The following is a 12,653-nucleotide window of genomic DNA, read 5'->3' as shown; positions in this document are numbered from 1 at the left end:
CGGCACGTAGGCTGACGGACGTGAAGGACAACAGGGGTGCGACAGTGCGACGGGGCGGCGCCGCGCCCGACGAGCAGGGTGAGGTGACGGCGTGACCGAGTTCGACGGGCTGCCGGTACTGCGCTCGCCGGTCGCCATCGCGGCCTTCGAGGGCTGGAACGACGCCGCCGACGCCTCCACCGCCGCCGTGGAACACCTGGAGCAGGTCTGGCAGGCCCGGGAGGTGACCGAGCTGGACCCGGAGGACTTCTACGACTTCCAGGTGAGCCGCCCGACGATCACCATGGCCGACGGGGAGACGCGGCGCGTCGAGTGGCCCACCACTCGGTTCATGGTGGCCAGCCCGGAGGGCACCGAGCGCGACGTGGTGCTGATCCGCGGCATCGAGCCGAGCATGCGCTGGCGGACGTTCTGCGAGCAGGTGCTGGAGATCTGCCACAGTCTGGAGGTCGAGCGGGTGGTGCTGCTCGGCGCGTTGCTGGCCGACGTGCCGTACACCCGGCCGCTGCCGATCAGCGGCAGCGCGTCGGACGCCGACGCGGCCAAGCGCTACCAGCTCACCCCCACCCGGTACGACGGGCCGACAGGCATCGTCGGCGTGCTGCACGACGCCTGCACCCGGGCCGAGGTCGACGCGGTGTCGTTCTGGGTGCACGTGCCGCACTACGCCAACAACCCGCCCTGCCCGAAAGCGACCCTCGCCCTGCTGCACCGGGTCGAGGAGGTGCTCGACCTGCCGGTGCCGATGGCCGACCTGGCCGAGGAGGCAGCCGAGTGGGAGCAGCGGGTGCGCAGCGCCGCCGAACAGGACGCCGAACTCGGCGAGTACGTGCGTGAGCTGGAGGAACGGGTCGGCGACGCCGGCATCACCCCGTTGACCGGGGACGAGATCGCCCAGGAGTTCGAGAAGTACCTGCGCCGCCGCGGTGGTTCCGCCGGGCCGACAGCGGGTTCCTGGTAGCACCTTTCCGTCGGAGCCGGGCTCCCCTGCCGGGGCCCGGCTTCTTCGTGTCCGGGGTGGCGCTGTCACACTCTCTAGGGCATCCTAGGAACCTAGCTGTTCTGAGGAGGCGGGCATGCAGATCAACCCGGGCGCGGCCGAGTTCCCGCACCGGCAGATCGCCGCGCAGCTCAAGGCCCAGGTGCGCCGCGGCGACTGGGGTCCGGGCGAGCGGCTGCCGTCCATCCCGGCCATCGCCGAGATGTTCGGCGTCGCGAAGCAGACCGTGCAGCGCGCCGTCGACCAGCTGCGGGTCGAGGGGATCCTGATCACCAAACCCGGCTCCGGTACGTACGTCCGGGGTACCCGGCGCCGCCTCAACCGCCTGTCCCGGGGCCGGTACGGCGGCTTCCGCGGCTACCACACCGACCTGGCGGCCCGGTACCGGCAGCAACTCGTCTCGGTCGGCCGCTCCCCCGCCCCGGCCGAGGTGGCCGACGCGTTCGGCGTCGCCGACGGCACCGAACTGCTCTGCCGGCGGCACCTGGTACGCACCGACGACTCCCCGGTCGAGGTCGGCGCGTCCTGGTTCCTGCCCGCCGACACCACCGGCACGTCACTGGAGCGCGCCGAGGCGTTCGGCCGTCCGCTCTACCAGGAGGCGGAGGAGGTCACCGGCCGGCGGTACGTGACCGCGACCGACACGATCAGCGCGCGCCAGCCCAGCCGGGAGGAGGCGGAGATCCTCCAGATCCGCCCCGACACCCCGGTGCTTCACCTGCTGCACGTCGCCTACGACGAGCGGCACAAGCCGATCGAGGTCGCCCAGGCCACCTGGCCGGGCCCGATGACCACGCTCACCGAGGAGTACAGGATCCCCGCCCCCGCTCCCGACCAGGACCCCGACCCCGGCCTGGTCCTGGGCTGACCCGCCACCCCGCCACCCCGCCACCCCGCCACCCCGCCACCCCGCCACCCCGCCACCCCGCCACCCCGGCGATCTTGCACTTTCCGCCCCGGCATCGAGGGCATTCACGACATCGCCGGGGCCACAACTGCAAGATCACCGAGGGCTGCGAGAGCCGGGCACACCTGAGTGGAACGCCACGGGTGTCAAACCGCCCTCGACACACCCATCACGTTCCACCCGCGCCACGCCCGCTCCCCCGGATGGCGCGATCTTGCACTTGCCCGCCCTGCGAACCCCACAAAAGGGGCGAAGTTGGGGCCGCAAGTGCAAGATCGACGCGCGAGCGCTGGGCCCGGGGCAGGCGGGCAGGGCAGGGTGGTGCGGACGGGACAGGGCAGGGTTAGAGGGCGATGCCCAGGAGGGCGTCCACCGTGTCGGCGAAGAGGGCCGGAGCGGTCTCGTCCTCGGTCACGCCGGTGAGGACTCCCTCGGCCCAGCGGTCGGCCGCCGCCAGGGCACCCGGCGTGTCCAGGTCGTCGGCCAGGCGCTCGCGTACCTCGGCCAGCAACGCCGCCCCCGACGGCCCGGCCGGCACGGCGGCAGCCCGCCGCCAGCGGTCCAGCCGCTCCTGCGCCTCGGTGAGCAGCTCGTCGGTCCAGGAGCGGTCGCTGCGGTAGTGCCCGCTCATCAGCGCCAGCCGGACCGCCATCGGGTCCACCCTGTCGGCCCGCAGCCGGGACACGAAGACCAGGTTGCCCTGGGACTTCGACATCTTCTCGCCGTTCAGGCCGATCATGCCGGCGTGCACGTAGTGGTCGGCGAACGGCGCCTCGCCGGTCAGCCGCTCGGCGTGCGCGGCGGAGCACTCGTGGTGCGGAAAGAGCAGGTCGTTGCCACCGCCCTGCACGTCGATCCGGTCGCCGAGCAGGTTCAACGCGATGACAGCGCACTCGATGTGCCAGCCGGGACGGCCCGGGCCCAGGTCGCCGCCGGGCCACGACGGCTCGCCCTCGCGGGCGCCGCGCCACAGCAGCGGGTCGAGCGGGTCACGCTTGCCGGCGCGCTCCGGGTCGCCGCCGCGCTCGGCGAACAGCTCGATCATCTGCTCGCGGGACAGGTTCGACTCGTAGCCGAACCGGGGCGCGGCGGCGATGTCGAAGTAGACGTCGCCGGTGCCGTCGTCGAGCCGGTACGCCGCGCCGTCCTTGAGCAGCACCAGCACCTTCTCGGCGATGTCCGGGATCGACTCGACCGCGCCGACGTAGTGCGCCGGCGGGATCATCCGCAGCGCCTCCATGTCCTCGCGGAACAGCGCGGTCTCCCGCATCGCCAGGACCTTCCAGTCCTCGCCGTCGCGCTCGGCGCGCTCCAGCAGCGGATCGTCGATGTCGGTGACGTTCTGCACGTACCGCACGTCGAGGCCGGCGTCGCGCCACATCCGCTGCACCAGGTCGAACGTGATCATGGTGGCGGCGTGTCCGAGGTGCGTCGCGTCGTACGGGGTGATGCCGCAGACGTACATCGAGGCGGCGCCCTCGGGCCGGCTGGGGTGGGCGTCCTGCCGTGCCGAGTCGTACAACCTCAGCGACACGCCCTCACCGGGCAGCCGTGGCACCTCGTGTCCCGCCCAAGACTCCATGACCGCCAGCCTAACGATCCGTCAGACGCTCGGGTGTCGCCCCACGGGTGATCAACGCGACAACGGCTCACATCGGTGGCCAGGGCATCGCCGGCCACTCCTGCGGCGGCAGCGGGAACCGGCCGCTCTCGCCCAGCCGCTCGACCCGTTCCGCCAGCGCGGCCAGCTCACCGATGGTCAGGTGCTCGGCCAGTTCGTCGCCGAGTGGCCCGCGCAACTGCCCGGCCAGGCCGTCGAGCATCTCCACCGCGTCCGGCGGCAGCTCGCGGCCGGCCCAGCCCCACAGGACCGTACGCAGCTTCTCCTCGACGTGGAAGCTCACGCCGTGGTCGACGCCGTAGATCCGGTCGTCCGGGCCGACGAGTACGTGCCCGCCCTTGCGGTCGGCGTTGTTGATGACCGCGTCGAGCACGACGAGCCGGGCCAGGCGGGGGTCGTCGGCGTGCGCCAGCGCGTACGCCGCCCCGTCGTCGTCGCGGGCCGCGGCGACCGGGAACCAGCGCGGCGGGATCTCCCGCGCCGGCACGAAGCCGACCAGCGGCTCGGCGTCGTCCGGCTCGTCGATCCAGAGCTGGCACGACCCCGGACCGAACGGGCCGTCGCGCAGCACGGTCGGGGGCACCAGATCCCAGCCGGTGGCCCGGGACACCAGGTAGGCGGACACCTCCCGGCCGGCGAGCGTTCCGTCCGGGAAGTCCCAGAGCGGGCGCTCACCGCGTACCGGCTTGTAGACACAACGTGCGGTCACGTCCCCGAGCGCGATCACGCCGCGGAGTGTGGTGTTGGAGGCGTCGACGAGCCGCCCCTCCAGGGTCAGCTCACCGTCGGCGAGCAGCCGCAGCGCCTCGGCGCCGTCCTGTCGGGGCTGCAGTTCCGACGAGGTCACCGGTGATAGCCGTTGTGCCGGGGGCAGAGGTGACCGGCCGGGTCGAGCGGCTGGCCGCACAGCGGGCAGGGGGGCCGGCCGGCGTTCACGACGCGCTTGGCCCGTTCGATGAACTCGCGGGTCGCCTCCGGCGTCAGCCGCACCCGGAGACGGTCGAGGTCGTCGTCCGGCTCGTCTGGATCCTCGTCGGCGTCGTCGTCCGCGTCGCCCAGCTCGACCTCGACCTCCGCCTCACCGACGGCGATCGCCTCGATCACCACGGTCGCGGTGTCCACGTCGAAGGCCAGGCCCAGTGTGCCGACCCGGAACTCCTCGTCCACAGGCGTGTCGAGCGGCTCGTTGTCACCGGTCACGGTGGTGACCGGCTCCGGCAGCTTCACGCCGAAGCGGCGCTGCGCCTCGGCGAGCAGCTCCTCGAGCTTCTCGGCGAGCAACGACACCTGGACCTTCTCCAGCGACACGCTGACCAGCCGGCCGCCGCCGCGCGCCTGGAGGAAGAACGTGCGCTCCCCCGGCGGGCCGACCGTACCGGCGACGAACCGCTCCGGCGGCTCGAAGGCGTGCACCTGGTGCGTCATACCCACGACCCTATCCGGCGTGCGGAAGCACCGCGCAGCCCACCGACGCCGAATCCGCCCAGAGCGAACGCGCCGCGTACGCCCGGTTCACCCGGCCGCGCCCGCGCCCCCGCCGACCGCCGCGTCGGACTCGGCCGCCCGCGCCGGGCGCCGGCGCCGCTTGCGCGGCGGCGGGACCAGCGCCGACAGGTCGCCGCCGGTGTCGTTGAGCCGGACCAGGAACGGCCGCAGCGGGGTGTAGCGGATCGCCGTCACCGACGCCGGGTCGGCCACGATCCGCTGGAAAAGATCAAGGTGTACGCCGAGCGCGTCCGCCACGATCGCCTTGATCACATCGCCGTGGCTGCACGCCAGCCAGACCGCCTCCGGCCCGTGCTCGGCGGTGACCCGCGCGTCCCACGCCCGTACCGCGGCGACCGCGCGCGCGGACATCGCCGCCATCGACTCCCCCTGCGGGAACGCGGCCGCGCTCGGGTGCTGCTGGACCACCGGCCAGAGCGGCTCCTTGGCCAGCTTCTTCAGCGACTGCCCCTCCCAGTCGCCGTACCCGCACTCGATCAATCCGTCGTCGGTCACCGGCTCGGCGCCCGGCACCGCCAGCTCCAGGGTCTGCCGGCAGCGGATGAGCGGGCTGGTCACCACCGCCGCCAGCGGCAGTCCGGCGAGGCGCCCGCCGACCGCCGTCGCCTGCGCCCGGCCGGTGTCGTCCAGCTCGACCGGTTGCCGCCCGGCCAGGCCGCCGTCGGCGTTCGCGGTGGTCCGGCCGTGTCGCAGAAGCAGAAGGGTCGCCACGCTGACCACCCTAGGCGGTACGTCCCCCCGATGATCGTCCCGCCACGACACCCGACCGCCTCCCCGCCCCCGCACGCCCGTCCCCGCCCTGCACCCGTCGCCGTCGATCATGAAGTTGGCTCGGACAAACCGGACACCAATGCCAGTCAACCTCATGGTCGACGCCCCGAGGCAGCGGCGGCCCGTGCCACCCCAGGGGGCACGTTCGGCGGCAGGCGGAGATCTTGGAAGGAAAGGGCCCTCATGGGGGCCGCTTCCTTCCAAGATCTCCCGTGGTAGGTGCGCCGGAACCTGCTGAGGTTCGCCGGGGGGCCGGTTGCGCCGACATCCGCCCTGCGCCGATGCTCGTCGCCGCCGCCGGATGGAGACCTTGGTGAGTTCCCGCCCTCATGCGGGCCGTTCCGTACCAAGATCTCCCGCGCACCCGTCAGGCCCGTCCTCGCAGCGTCGATCATGAGGTTGGCGGTGACATACCGGACACGGGATGCCGTCAACCTCATGATCGACGCGGCAGAGGGCGGGGCGGGCGAGCGGGCGGCAGCGGGCGGATGGGGCGGTGTCCGGCGGTGGGGCGGGTGTCGGGTTTCGGGGTGGTCGGGGACACCCGGGTGGCGGAATCGGGGGCGGTGGCGGGGCGTTATACCTGGTGAACGACCGCAGCAGCATCCCCCACGGGCGGGGCGGCAGCCGCCGGGAATGACCCCGCACCCGCGGTCGTTGTCCATGCCTCCGGCGCCCCCTACCACGGGCAGCGAGCCGGACCCCCAAGTCTTCTTGAGCGCCTGACGGTGCTCGCACCCGCACCGAACCCCCTCGGCGCGGGCGTCGACCCCCGAACGGAGCCCTCTCATGAACACGATCCTGCGCAAGAGCATCCTCGGTATCGCCGGTCTGACCGTCGCCGGTGGCCTCGCCGCCGGCCCCCTCAACCACGACACCAGCACCCCGGTGCGCGACACGGCCGTGACCACCACGCAGGCCACCGCGAAGCTGGACAGCGCCGCGCTCATCCCGCACGGCGTGCAGGGCGCCCAGTCCCACATCGACCTCAACGACGAGCAGACCGCCAATGTGAAGGCGATCATCGCCGCCACGAAGAAGGCCGGCATGGACGAACGCGCCGCCGTCGTCTCCATCGCCACCGCCCTGCAGGAGTCGAAGCTGGAGAACCTCGGCCACCTCGGCGACCGCAACGACCACGACTCCCAGGGCCTGTTCCAGCAGCGCCCCTCCAGCGGGTGGGGCACGGTGGAGCAGATCACCGACCCCGAATACTCCACCACCGCGTTCCTCACCGGCCTCAAGCAGGTCGACGGCTGGCGCGACATGCCCCTGACCGTCGCCGCCCAGACCGTCCAGGTCTCCGCCTACCCCGACCACTACGCCCAGTGGGAACAGCAGGCCGCCGACCTCGTCGCCCAGCACTGGAACAGCTGACAAGAAAAAGCTGAAGGCCGGCACCCCGAACCAACGGGGTGCCGGCCTTCTCGCGTGCCAGGAGACAGCGTCAGGTGGCGCTGATCGTGCCGGTGGCGAGCAGGCAGATCACCAGGCTGCCCAGCGCCACCCGGTACAGCACGAAGACGTACAGCGTGTGGTGTGCGACGTAGCGCAGCAGCCAGGCGATGGCCGCGTACCCGACGGCGAACGCGATGAGCGTCGCGATCACCATCTGCGCCACGCTCGGCGCGGCCGTGCCCGGCGCGGACGGCTCGAAGACGTCCGGGAGGCTGAACAGGCCGGAGATCACCACGGCGGGGATGGCCAGCAGGAACGAGTAGCGGGCCGCGGTCTCCCGGGTCAGGTTGAGCAGCAGGCCCGCGGTCAGGGTGCCACCGGACCGGGAGACGCCGGGGACGAGCGCCGCGGCCTGGGCGAAGCCCATGATGACGCCGTCGCGCATCCGGAAGTTCTCCAGCGTACGGGTCTGCCGGCCCCAGTACTCGGCGAAGGCCAGCAGCACCGCGCCGATGATCAGCGTGCAGGAGATCAGCCACAGGTTGCGGCCGGCGGTGCGGATCTGGTCCTTGAAGATCAGCCCGAAGATGCCGATCGGGATGGTGCCGACGATGACGTACCAGCCCATCCGGTAGTCGAGGCTGGACCGCACCGAGCGGTCGACCAGGCCGACGAACCAGGTCCGGACGATCCGCCCGATGTCCTTGGCGAAGTAGATCAGGACGGCGGCCTCGGTGCCGAGCTGGGTCACCGCGGTGAACGACGCGCCCGCGTCCCGGCCGAAGAAGACGGCCGACGTGATCCGCAGGTGCCCCGACGAGGACACCGGAAGGAACTCGGTCAGTCCCTGGACGAGCCCCAGGACGATGGCCTCGATCCAAGTCACTCGCCGACTCCGGACAGCTCCAGCGCCTCGGCGACGGTACGCAGGGTCTGCACCCCGCTCTCCCGGTCGGCCACGAACAGCGACACCGACAGCGTGGTCACGCCCGCGGCGGCGTACTCCCGCATCCGCTCGGCGATGCGCTCCTTCGGGCCGAGCAGCGAGGTGCGGTCGATGAACTCCATCGGCACGGCGGCGGCCGCGTCGCGCTGCCGCTTGGCCAGGTAGAGGTCCTGCACCTCGCGGGCCGCGTCGCCGTAGCCCATCCGGGTGGCGAGCTGGTTGTAGAAGTTCTGCTTGCGGCTGCCCATGCCGCCCACGTACAGCGCGGCGTACCAGCGCACCAGTTCGGCGCAGGTGGCGATGTCGTCGCCGACCACCACCGGCACGGACGGCACCACGTCGAAGCCGGCCAGTTCCTTGCCCGCCGCCGCGCGGCCGGCCCGCACCGAGGCGAGGTGCTCCTCGGCGAACTCCGGGGAGTAGAAGACGGCCAGCCAGCCGTCGGCGATCTCGCCGGCCAACTCCAGGTTCTTCGGGCCGACGGCGGCCAGGTAGATCGGGATGTGCTCGCGCGGCGGATGGAAGCCCAGCCGCAGCGCCTTGCCGGGGCCGTCGGGCAGCGGCAGCGTGTAGTGCTCGCCGTCGTACGCGACCTCCTTGCGGGCCACCGCCAGCTTGACGATGTCGACGTACTCCCGGGTGCGGGCCAGCGGCTTGGCGAACCGCACGCCGTGCCAGCCCTCGGAGACCTGCGGGCCGGACACGCCCAGGCCGAGCCGGAAGCGGCCGCCGGAGATCGTGTCGATGGTCGCGGCGGTCATCGCGGTCATGGCCGGGGTACGGGCCGGGATCTGCATGACCGCGGAGCCCACGTCGATGCGCTCCGTCTGCCCGGCGATCCAGGCCAGCATGCTCGGCGAGTCCGAGCCGTACGCCTCCGCGGCCCACACCACCGAGTAGCCGAGCCGGTCCGCCTCCTGGGCCAACGCCAGGTGGTCGAACGGCGTGCTCCACGCCGTCTGGTATCCGAGGTTGAGCCCGAGTCGCACTGATCCTCCCACCGTCCGCACCACAGGTCGCATCAGGTTACGCAATGAGCGTGGCACCCTCGACGTCCGGCTCGCCCCGAACACGTCACACCGGTGGAGGTCGCGCGGGAAGTTGACTGCGGCGAGGATATCCGTGACGCCGGGTTCCGAAATAAGGTTCACCCATGCAACAGCGACCGCTCGGCCGAAGCGGGCTGGCGGTATCGCGGCTCGCGCTCGGCACCATGACCTGGGGACGGGACACCGATGCCGACGACGCGGCCGCCCAGCTGAAGAGCTACCTCGACGCGGGCGGGAACCTCGTCGACACCGCCGACGTGTACGCCGACGGCGACGCCGAGTCGGTGATCGGCTCGCTGCTGGGCAGCCTGGTGGACCGCGACGAGCTGCTGATCGCCACCAAGGCGGGCCTGCGGCCGGGCAGCCGCCGCCGGGACGGCTCGCGCGGGCACCTGCTGCGCACGCTGGACGCCTCGCTGCGCCGCCTGGGCACCGACCACGTCGATCTGTGGCAGGTGCACGGGTACGACCCGGACACCCCGCTGGAGGAGACGCTCTCGGCCCTGGACCACGCGGTGTCCAGCGGGAAGGCCCGTTACGTGGGTGTGTCGAACTTCTCCGGCTGGCAGACCGCCCGGGCCGCCGCCTGGCAGGCCGCGTGGCCGGGGCGAGCCCCGGTGGTCGCCGCGCAGGTGGAGTACTCACTGCTGGAGCGCGGGGTGGAGCGGGAGGTGCTGCCCGCCTGCGCCGGGATGGGGCTGGGCGTGCTGCCCTGGTCGCCGCTGGGCCGGGGCGTGCTCACCGGCAAGTACCGCAACGGCCGCCCGGCCGACTCGCGGGCGGTGTCGCCGCACTTCGAGCGTTTCGTCGCGACGTACCTGGAGCCGCGCTGCTCCAGCATCGTGGAGGCGGTCGCCATCGCGGCCGGCGGGCTCGGCGTGTCGCCGCTGGAGGTGGCGCTGGCCTGGGTCCGGGACCGGCCGGGCGTGACCGCGCCGATCCTGGGCGCCCGGACCGTCGGGCAGTTGCTCGGCGCGTTGCAGGTGGAGCGGATGACGCTGCCGGCGGAGATCGTCACGGCGCTGGACGACGTGTCGGCGGTCCCGGTGGGCTACCCGGAGCGCGACGGTTGAGCCGCGCCGGGGCGATCCGGGTCACCCGCAGGGGGTGGCGGAGGGCCCGCGACCTGGGCAGCATAGGGGAATGGACTACGAATACGCGCCGCTGCGGTTGCCCTCGAACGTCGATCGGCTGACCGCCGCGGCGCAGCTGGCGATCCAGGCCGAGTTCTCCGGCTGGGAACTGGCCCGGGTGCGGCTCTACCGGGACGGCACGCGGCAGGTGGTGCTGCGGCGCCGCCTGGTCAACCAGCCGCAGCCGGGCCTGTCGTACTGACGGCGGGCCCGTCCCCGGGGCCGCGCGACGCGGCGCCGCCCCGGGGACGCGTACGCCTAGTGCGCGTGGTCGTGCTCCTCGTCGAGCTCCATGAACGGGTGCTCGTCGAGCCGGCCGACCAGCCGGTCGTCGGCGGCCGGCTGGAACGGGCCGACCGGGTCGTCGTCGTCGAACGACTCCAGGTCGACGGGGGTGCCGACCTCGCTGACCATCACCACACCGTCCAGCGGCTCCAGCTCCGGCACGTCGAGCGCGGACAGCGAGCCGTCGCCGCTCTGCAGCAGCTCCAGCACCGCCTCGCCCACGCCCTCCACCGGCGCCGGCTCGTCCTCCTCCGGGGTGCCCTCCCGGCGGGCCGCCTCGGCCGCGCGCAGCAGCGCGGCGACGCTCGGCACCCGGTAGTCGCGCCGCTGCCGCACCGAGATGACCCGCGGGTGCGGGTCGGTGGGCTCGCCGCCCTCGACGGCGCCGAAGCGCTCGTCGGCCTCGTCCGGGTCGATCGACTCCACATCCCAGGGCGTCACCTCGCCGAACGCGTCGAGCAGCTGCTCGTCGTAGGCGAACGAGGCGTTGTTCAACGCGACGTACGCCTGCCAGACGGCGTCGTCGTCGATCCGGCCCTGGGCGGCCCGGACGGCGGCCAGGTGGGTGCGGGCCGCGTCGATCACCCGCTCGAGGGCGGCATCCAGCTCACCGTGCAGGTCGGTCATGTGTGGCAGTCCCTTCGCGATGGGGGGAGGTTCCGCGCCGGCGGCGCCGCGGCGGGCGCGGTCAGCAGGTACGGAGGAAGCGGTCCAGAACCCGCACGCCGAACTGTAGTCCGTCCAGCGGAACCCGCTCGTCGATGCCGTGGAACAGGCCGGAGAAATTGAGGTCGGCGGGCAGCCGCAGCGGCGCGAACCCGAAGCAGCGGATGCCGAGCTGGGAGAACGCCTTGGCGTCGGTGCCGCCGGAGAGCATGTACGGCACCGGGTGCGCGCCCGGGTCCTCAGCGCGCAGCGCCTCCGACATCCGCGCCACCAGGTCGCCGTCGAACGTGGTCTCCAGGGCCGGCTGGCGCTGGACGTACTCGATGGCGATGTCCGGCCCGACCAGCTCGCGCAGCTGCCGTTCCAGCTCCTCGCTCTGGCCCGGCAGGCTGCGGCAGTCGATGGTGGCGGTGGCCCGGCCGGGGATGACGTTGTCCTTGTAGCCGGCGGCGAGCCGGGTCGGGTTGGCGGTGTTGCGGATCGTCGCGCCGATGATGTTGGCGATCGGGCCGAGCTTGGCGATCGCGGTCTCCGGGTCGTCCGGGTCGATCTCGATGCCGAGCACGTCGGCGACCTCGGCCAGGAACGCCCGTACGGTGTCGGTCATCACCACCGGGAAGCGGTGCCGGCCGATCCGTGCGACCGCCTCGGCGAGCGCGGTGACGGCGTTGTCGTCGTGCACCATCGAGCCGTGGCCGGGCCGGCCCCTGGCGTGCAGGCGCAGCCAGTCGATGCCCTTCTCGGCGGTCTCGATCAGGTAGAGGCGGCGCTGCTCGTCGACCGAGTAGGAGAAGCCGCCGACCTCGCCGATCGCCTCGGTGCAGCCGTCGAACAGGTCGCGGTGGTGCCGGGTGAGGAAGTGCGCGCCGTAGTCGCTGCCGGCCTCCTCGTCGGCGGTGAACGCGAGCACGACGTCGCGCCGGGGACGGACGCCGGAGCGCTGCCAGTCACGGACCACCGCCAGCACCATCGCGTCGAAGTCCTTCATGTCGATCGCGCCGCGGCCCCACAGGTAGCCGTCGCGGATCTCGCCGGAGAACGGGTGCACCGACCACTCGTCCGGGTCGGCGGGCACCACGTCGAGGTGCCCGTGCACGAGCAGCGCGTCGCGGCCCGGCTCGGTGCCGGGGATGCGGGCGACCAGGTTGGCGCGGCCGGGCGCCGACTCGTGGATCTCGGCGTCGACGCCGACCTCGGCGAGCTTCTCCGCCACGTACTCGGCGGCGCGCCGCTCCCCCGCGCTCGTGTCGTTGTCGCCGGTGTTCGTGGTGTCGATGCGCAACAGGTCGCGGCAGAGGTCCACGACCTCGTCGGTGGGATCGGGTCGGGCGGGGGCGGCGTCGCTCGTCATCGCTTCCTTATACCAGCAGG

13 protein-coding genes are annotated in these 12,653 nt (G+C 72.6%); 5 read left to right on the top strand and 8 right to left on the bottom strand.

Features of this window, described 5'->3' with window-relative positions; all coding sequences use genetic code 11:
* Positions 1-91 precede the first annotated feature (91 nt).
* Both KSK32_RS26275 and KSK32_RS26270 read left to right on the top strand, forming a co-directional pair.
* On the top strand, positions 92-961 hold the full coding sequence (locus KSK32_RS26275; RefSeq protein ID WP_013286081.1) for a PAC2 family protein: 870 nt from the start codon (positions 92-94) through the stop codon (positions 959-961).
* 115 nt (positions 962-1,076) lie between these two features.
* A complete protein-coding gene (locus KSK32_RS26270) occupies positions 1,077-1,868 on the top strand; it encodes a GntR family transcriptional regulator (RefSeq protein WP_216933619.1) in 792 nt (263 codons plus the stop codon).
* 382 nt (positions 1,869-2,250) lie between these two features.
* Here KSK32_RS26270 and mshC read toward each other — a convergent pair whose 3' ends face one another.
* The 4 genes from mshC to KSK32_RS26250 form a co-directional block, all read right to left on the bottom strand.
* Positions 2,251-3,489 carry a cysteine--1-D-myo-inosityl 2-amino-2-deoxy-alpha-D-glucopyranoside ligase gene (mshC, locus tag KSK32_RS26265; RefSeq protein ID WP_216933618.1) on the bottom strand — a complete coding sequence of 413 codons (1,239 nt, stop codon included), beginning with the start codon at positions 3,487-3,489 and terminating at the stop codon, positions 2,251-2,253.
* Positions 3,490-3,556: 67 nt separating this feature from the next.
* Positions 3,557-4,375, bottom strand: a complete 819-nt coding sequence (locus KSK32_RS26260; protein ID WP_216933617.1) for an SCO1664 family protein — start codon at positions 4,373-4,375, stop codon at positions 3,557-3,559.
* On the bottom strand, positions 4,372-4,953 hold the full coding sequence (locus KSK32_RS26255) for a DUF3090 domain-containing protein (RefSeq protein ID WP_013286077.1): 582 nt from the start codon (positions 4,951-4,953) through the stop codon (positions 4,372-4,374). Before KSK32_RS26255 ends, KSK32_RS26260 begins: the two co-directional genes overlap by 4 nt.
* Positions 4,954-5,040: 87 nt before the next feature.
* Positions 5,041-5,754, bottom strand: a complete 714-nt coding sequence (locus KSK32_RS26250) for a histidine phosphatase family protein (RefSeq protein ID WP_216933616.1) — start codon at positions 5,752-5,754, stop codon at positions 5,041-5,043.
* Between the two features lie 840 nt (positions 5,755-6,594).
* On the opposite strand from KSK32_RS26250, the gene KSK32_RS26245 reads away from it, so the two are divergent.
* Positions 6,595-7,182, top strand: coding sequence for a hypothetical protein (locus KSK32_RS26245; protein WP_216933615.1), 588 nt, complete (start codon positions 6,595-6,597; stop codon positions 7,180-7,182).
* A 70-nt stretch (positions 7,183-7,252) separates the two neighbouring features.
* On the opposite strand, the gene KSK32_RS26240 is transcribed toward KSK32_RS26245, so the two are convergent.
* Together KSK32_RS26240 and KSK32_RS26235 are read right to left on the bottom strand one after the other, a co-directional pair.
* Entirely contained in the window at positions 7,253-8,089 is an 837-nt protein-coding gene (locus tag KSK32_RS26240) for an undecaprenyl-diphosphate phosphatase (protein ID WP_216933614.1), read from the bottom strand.
* A complete protein-coding gene (locus tag KSK32_RS26235) occupies positions 8,086-9,138 on the bottom strand; it encodes an LLM class F420-dependent oxidoreductase (protein ID WP_216933613.1) in 1,053 nt (350 codons plus the stop codon). Before KSK32_RS26235 ends, KSK32_RS26240 begins: the two co-directional genes overlap by 4 nt.
* Before the next feature lie 164 nt (positions 9,139-9,302).
* Here KSK32_RS26235 and KSK32_RS26230 point away from each other — a divergent pair, with 164 nt between their 5' ends.
* Positions 9,303-10,271 (top strand): aldo/keto reductase, encoded by a 969-nt coding sequence (locus KSK32_RS26230; RefSeq protein WP_216933612.1) that lies wholly within the window; start codon positions 9,303-9,305, stop codon positions 10,269-10,271.
* Between the two features lie 70 nt (positions 10,272-10,341).
* Entirely contained in the window at positions 10,342-10,533 is a 192-nt protein-coding gene (locus KSK32_RS26225) for a DUF5703 family protein (protein ID WP_216933611.1), read from the top strand.
* Positions 10,534-10,589: 56 nt separating this feature from the next.
* On the opposite strand, the gene KSK32_RS26220 is transcribed toward KSK32_RS26225, so the two are convergent.
* Both KSK32_RS26220 and KSK32_RS26215 read right to left on the bottom strand, forming a co-directional pair.
* Complete coding sequence (locus tag KSK32_RS26220) at positions 10,590-11,243, bottom strand: hypothetical protein (RefSeq protein ID WP_216933610.1); 654 nt, start codon at positions 11,241-11,243, stop codon at positions 10,590-10,592.
* Between the two features lie 61 nt (positions 11,244-11,304).
* Positions 11,305-12,633: a M20/M25/M40 family metallo-hydrolase gene (locus tag KSK32_RS26215; protein ID WP_216933609.1), complete on the bottom strand. Its 1,329-nt coding sequence runs from the start codon at positions 12,631-12,633 to the stop codon at positions 11,305-11,307.
* Positions 12,634-12,653: the final 20 nt, after the last annotated feature.

The organism is Micromonospora sp. WMMB482 (assembly GCF_019038635.1).
GTDB classification, from domain to species: Bacteria; Actinomycetota; Actinomycetes; order Mycobacteriales; family Micromonosporaceae; genus Micromonospora; species Micromonospora marina.
The sequence above is the reverse complement of the archived record's forward strand: the minus strand, read 5'-3'. Positions and strand labels throughout refer to the sequence as shown.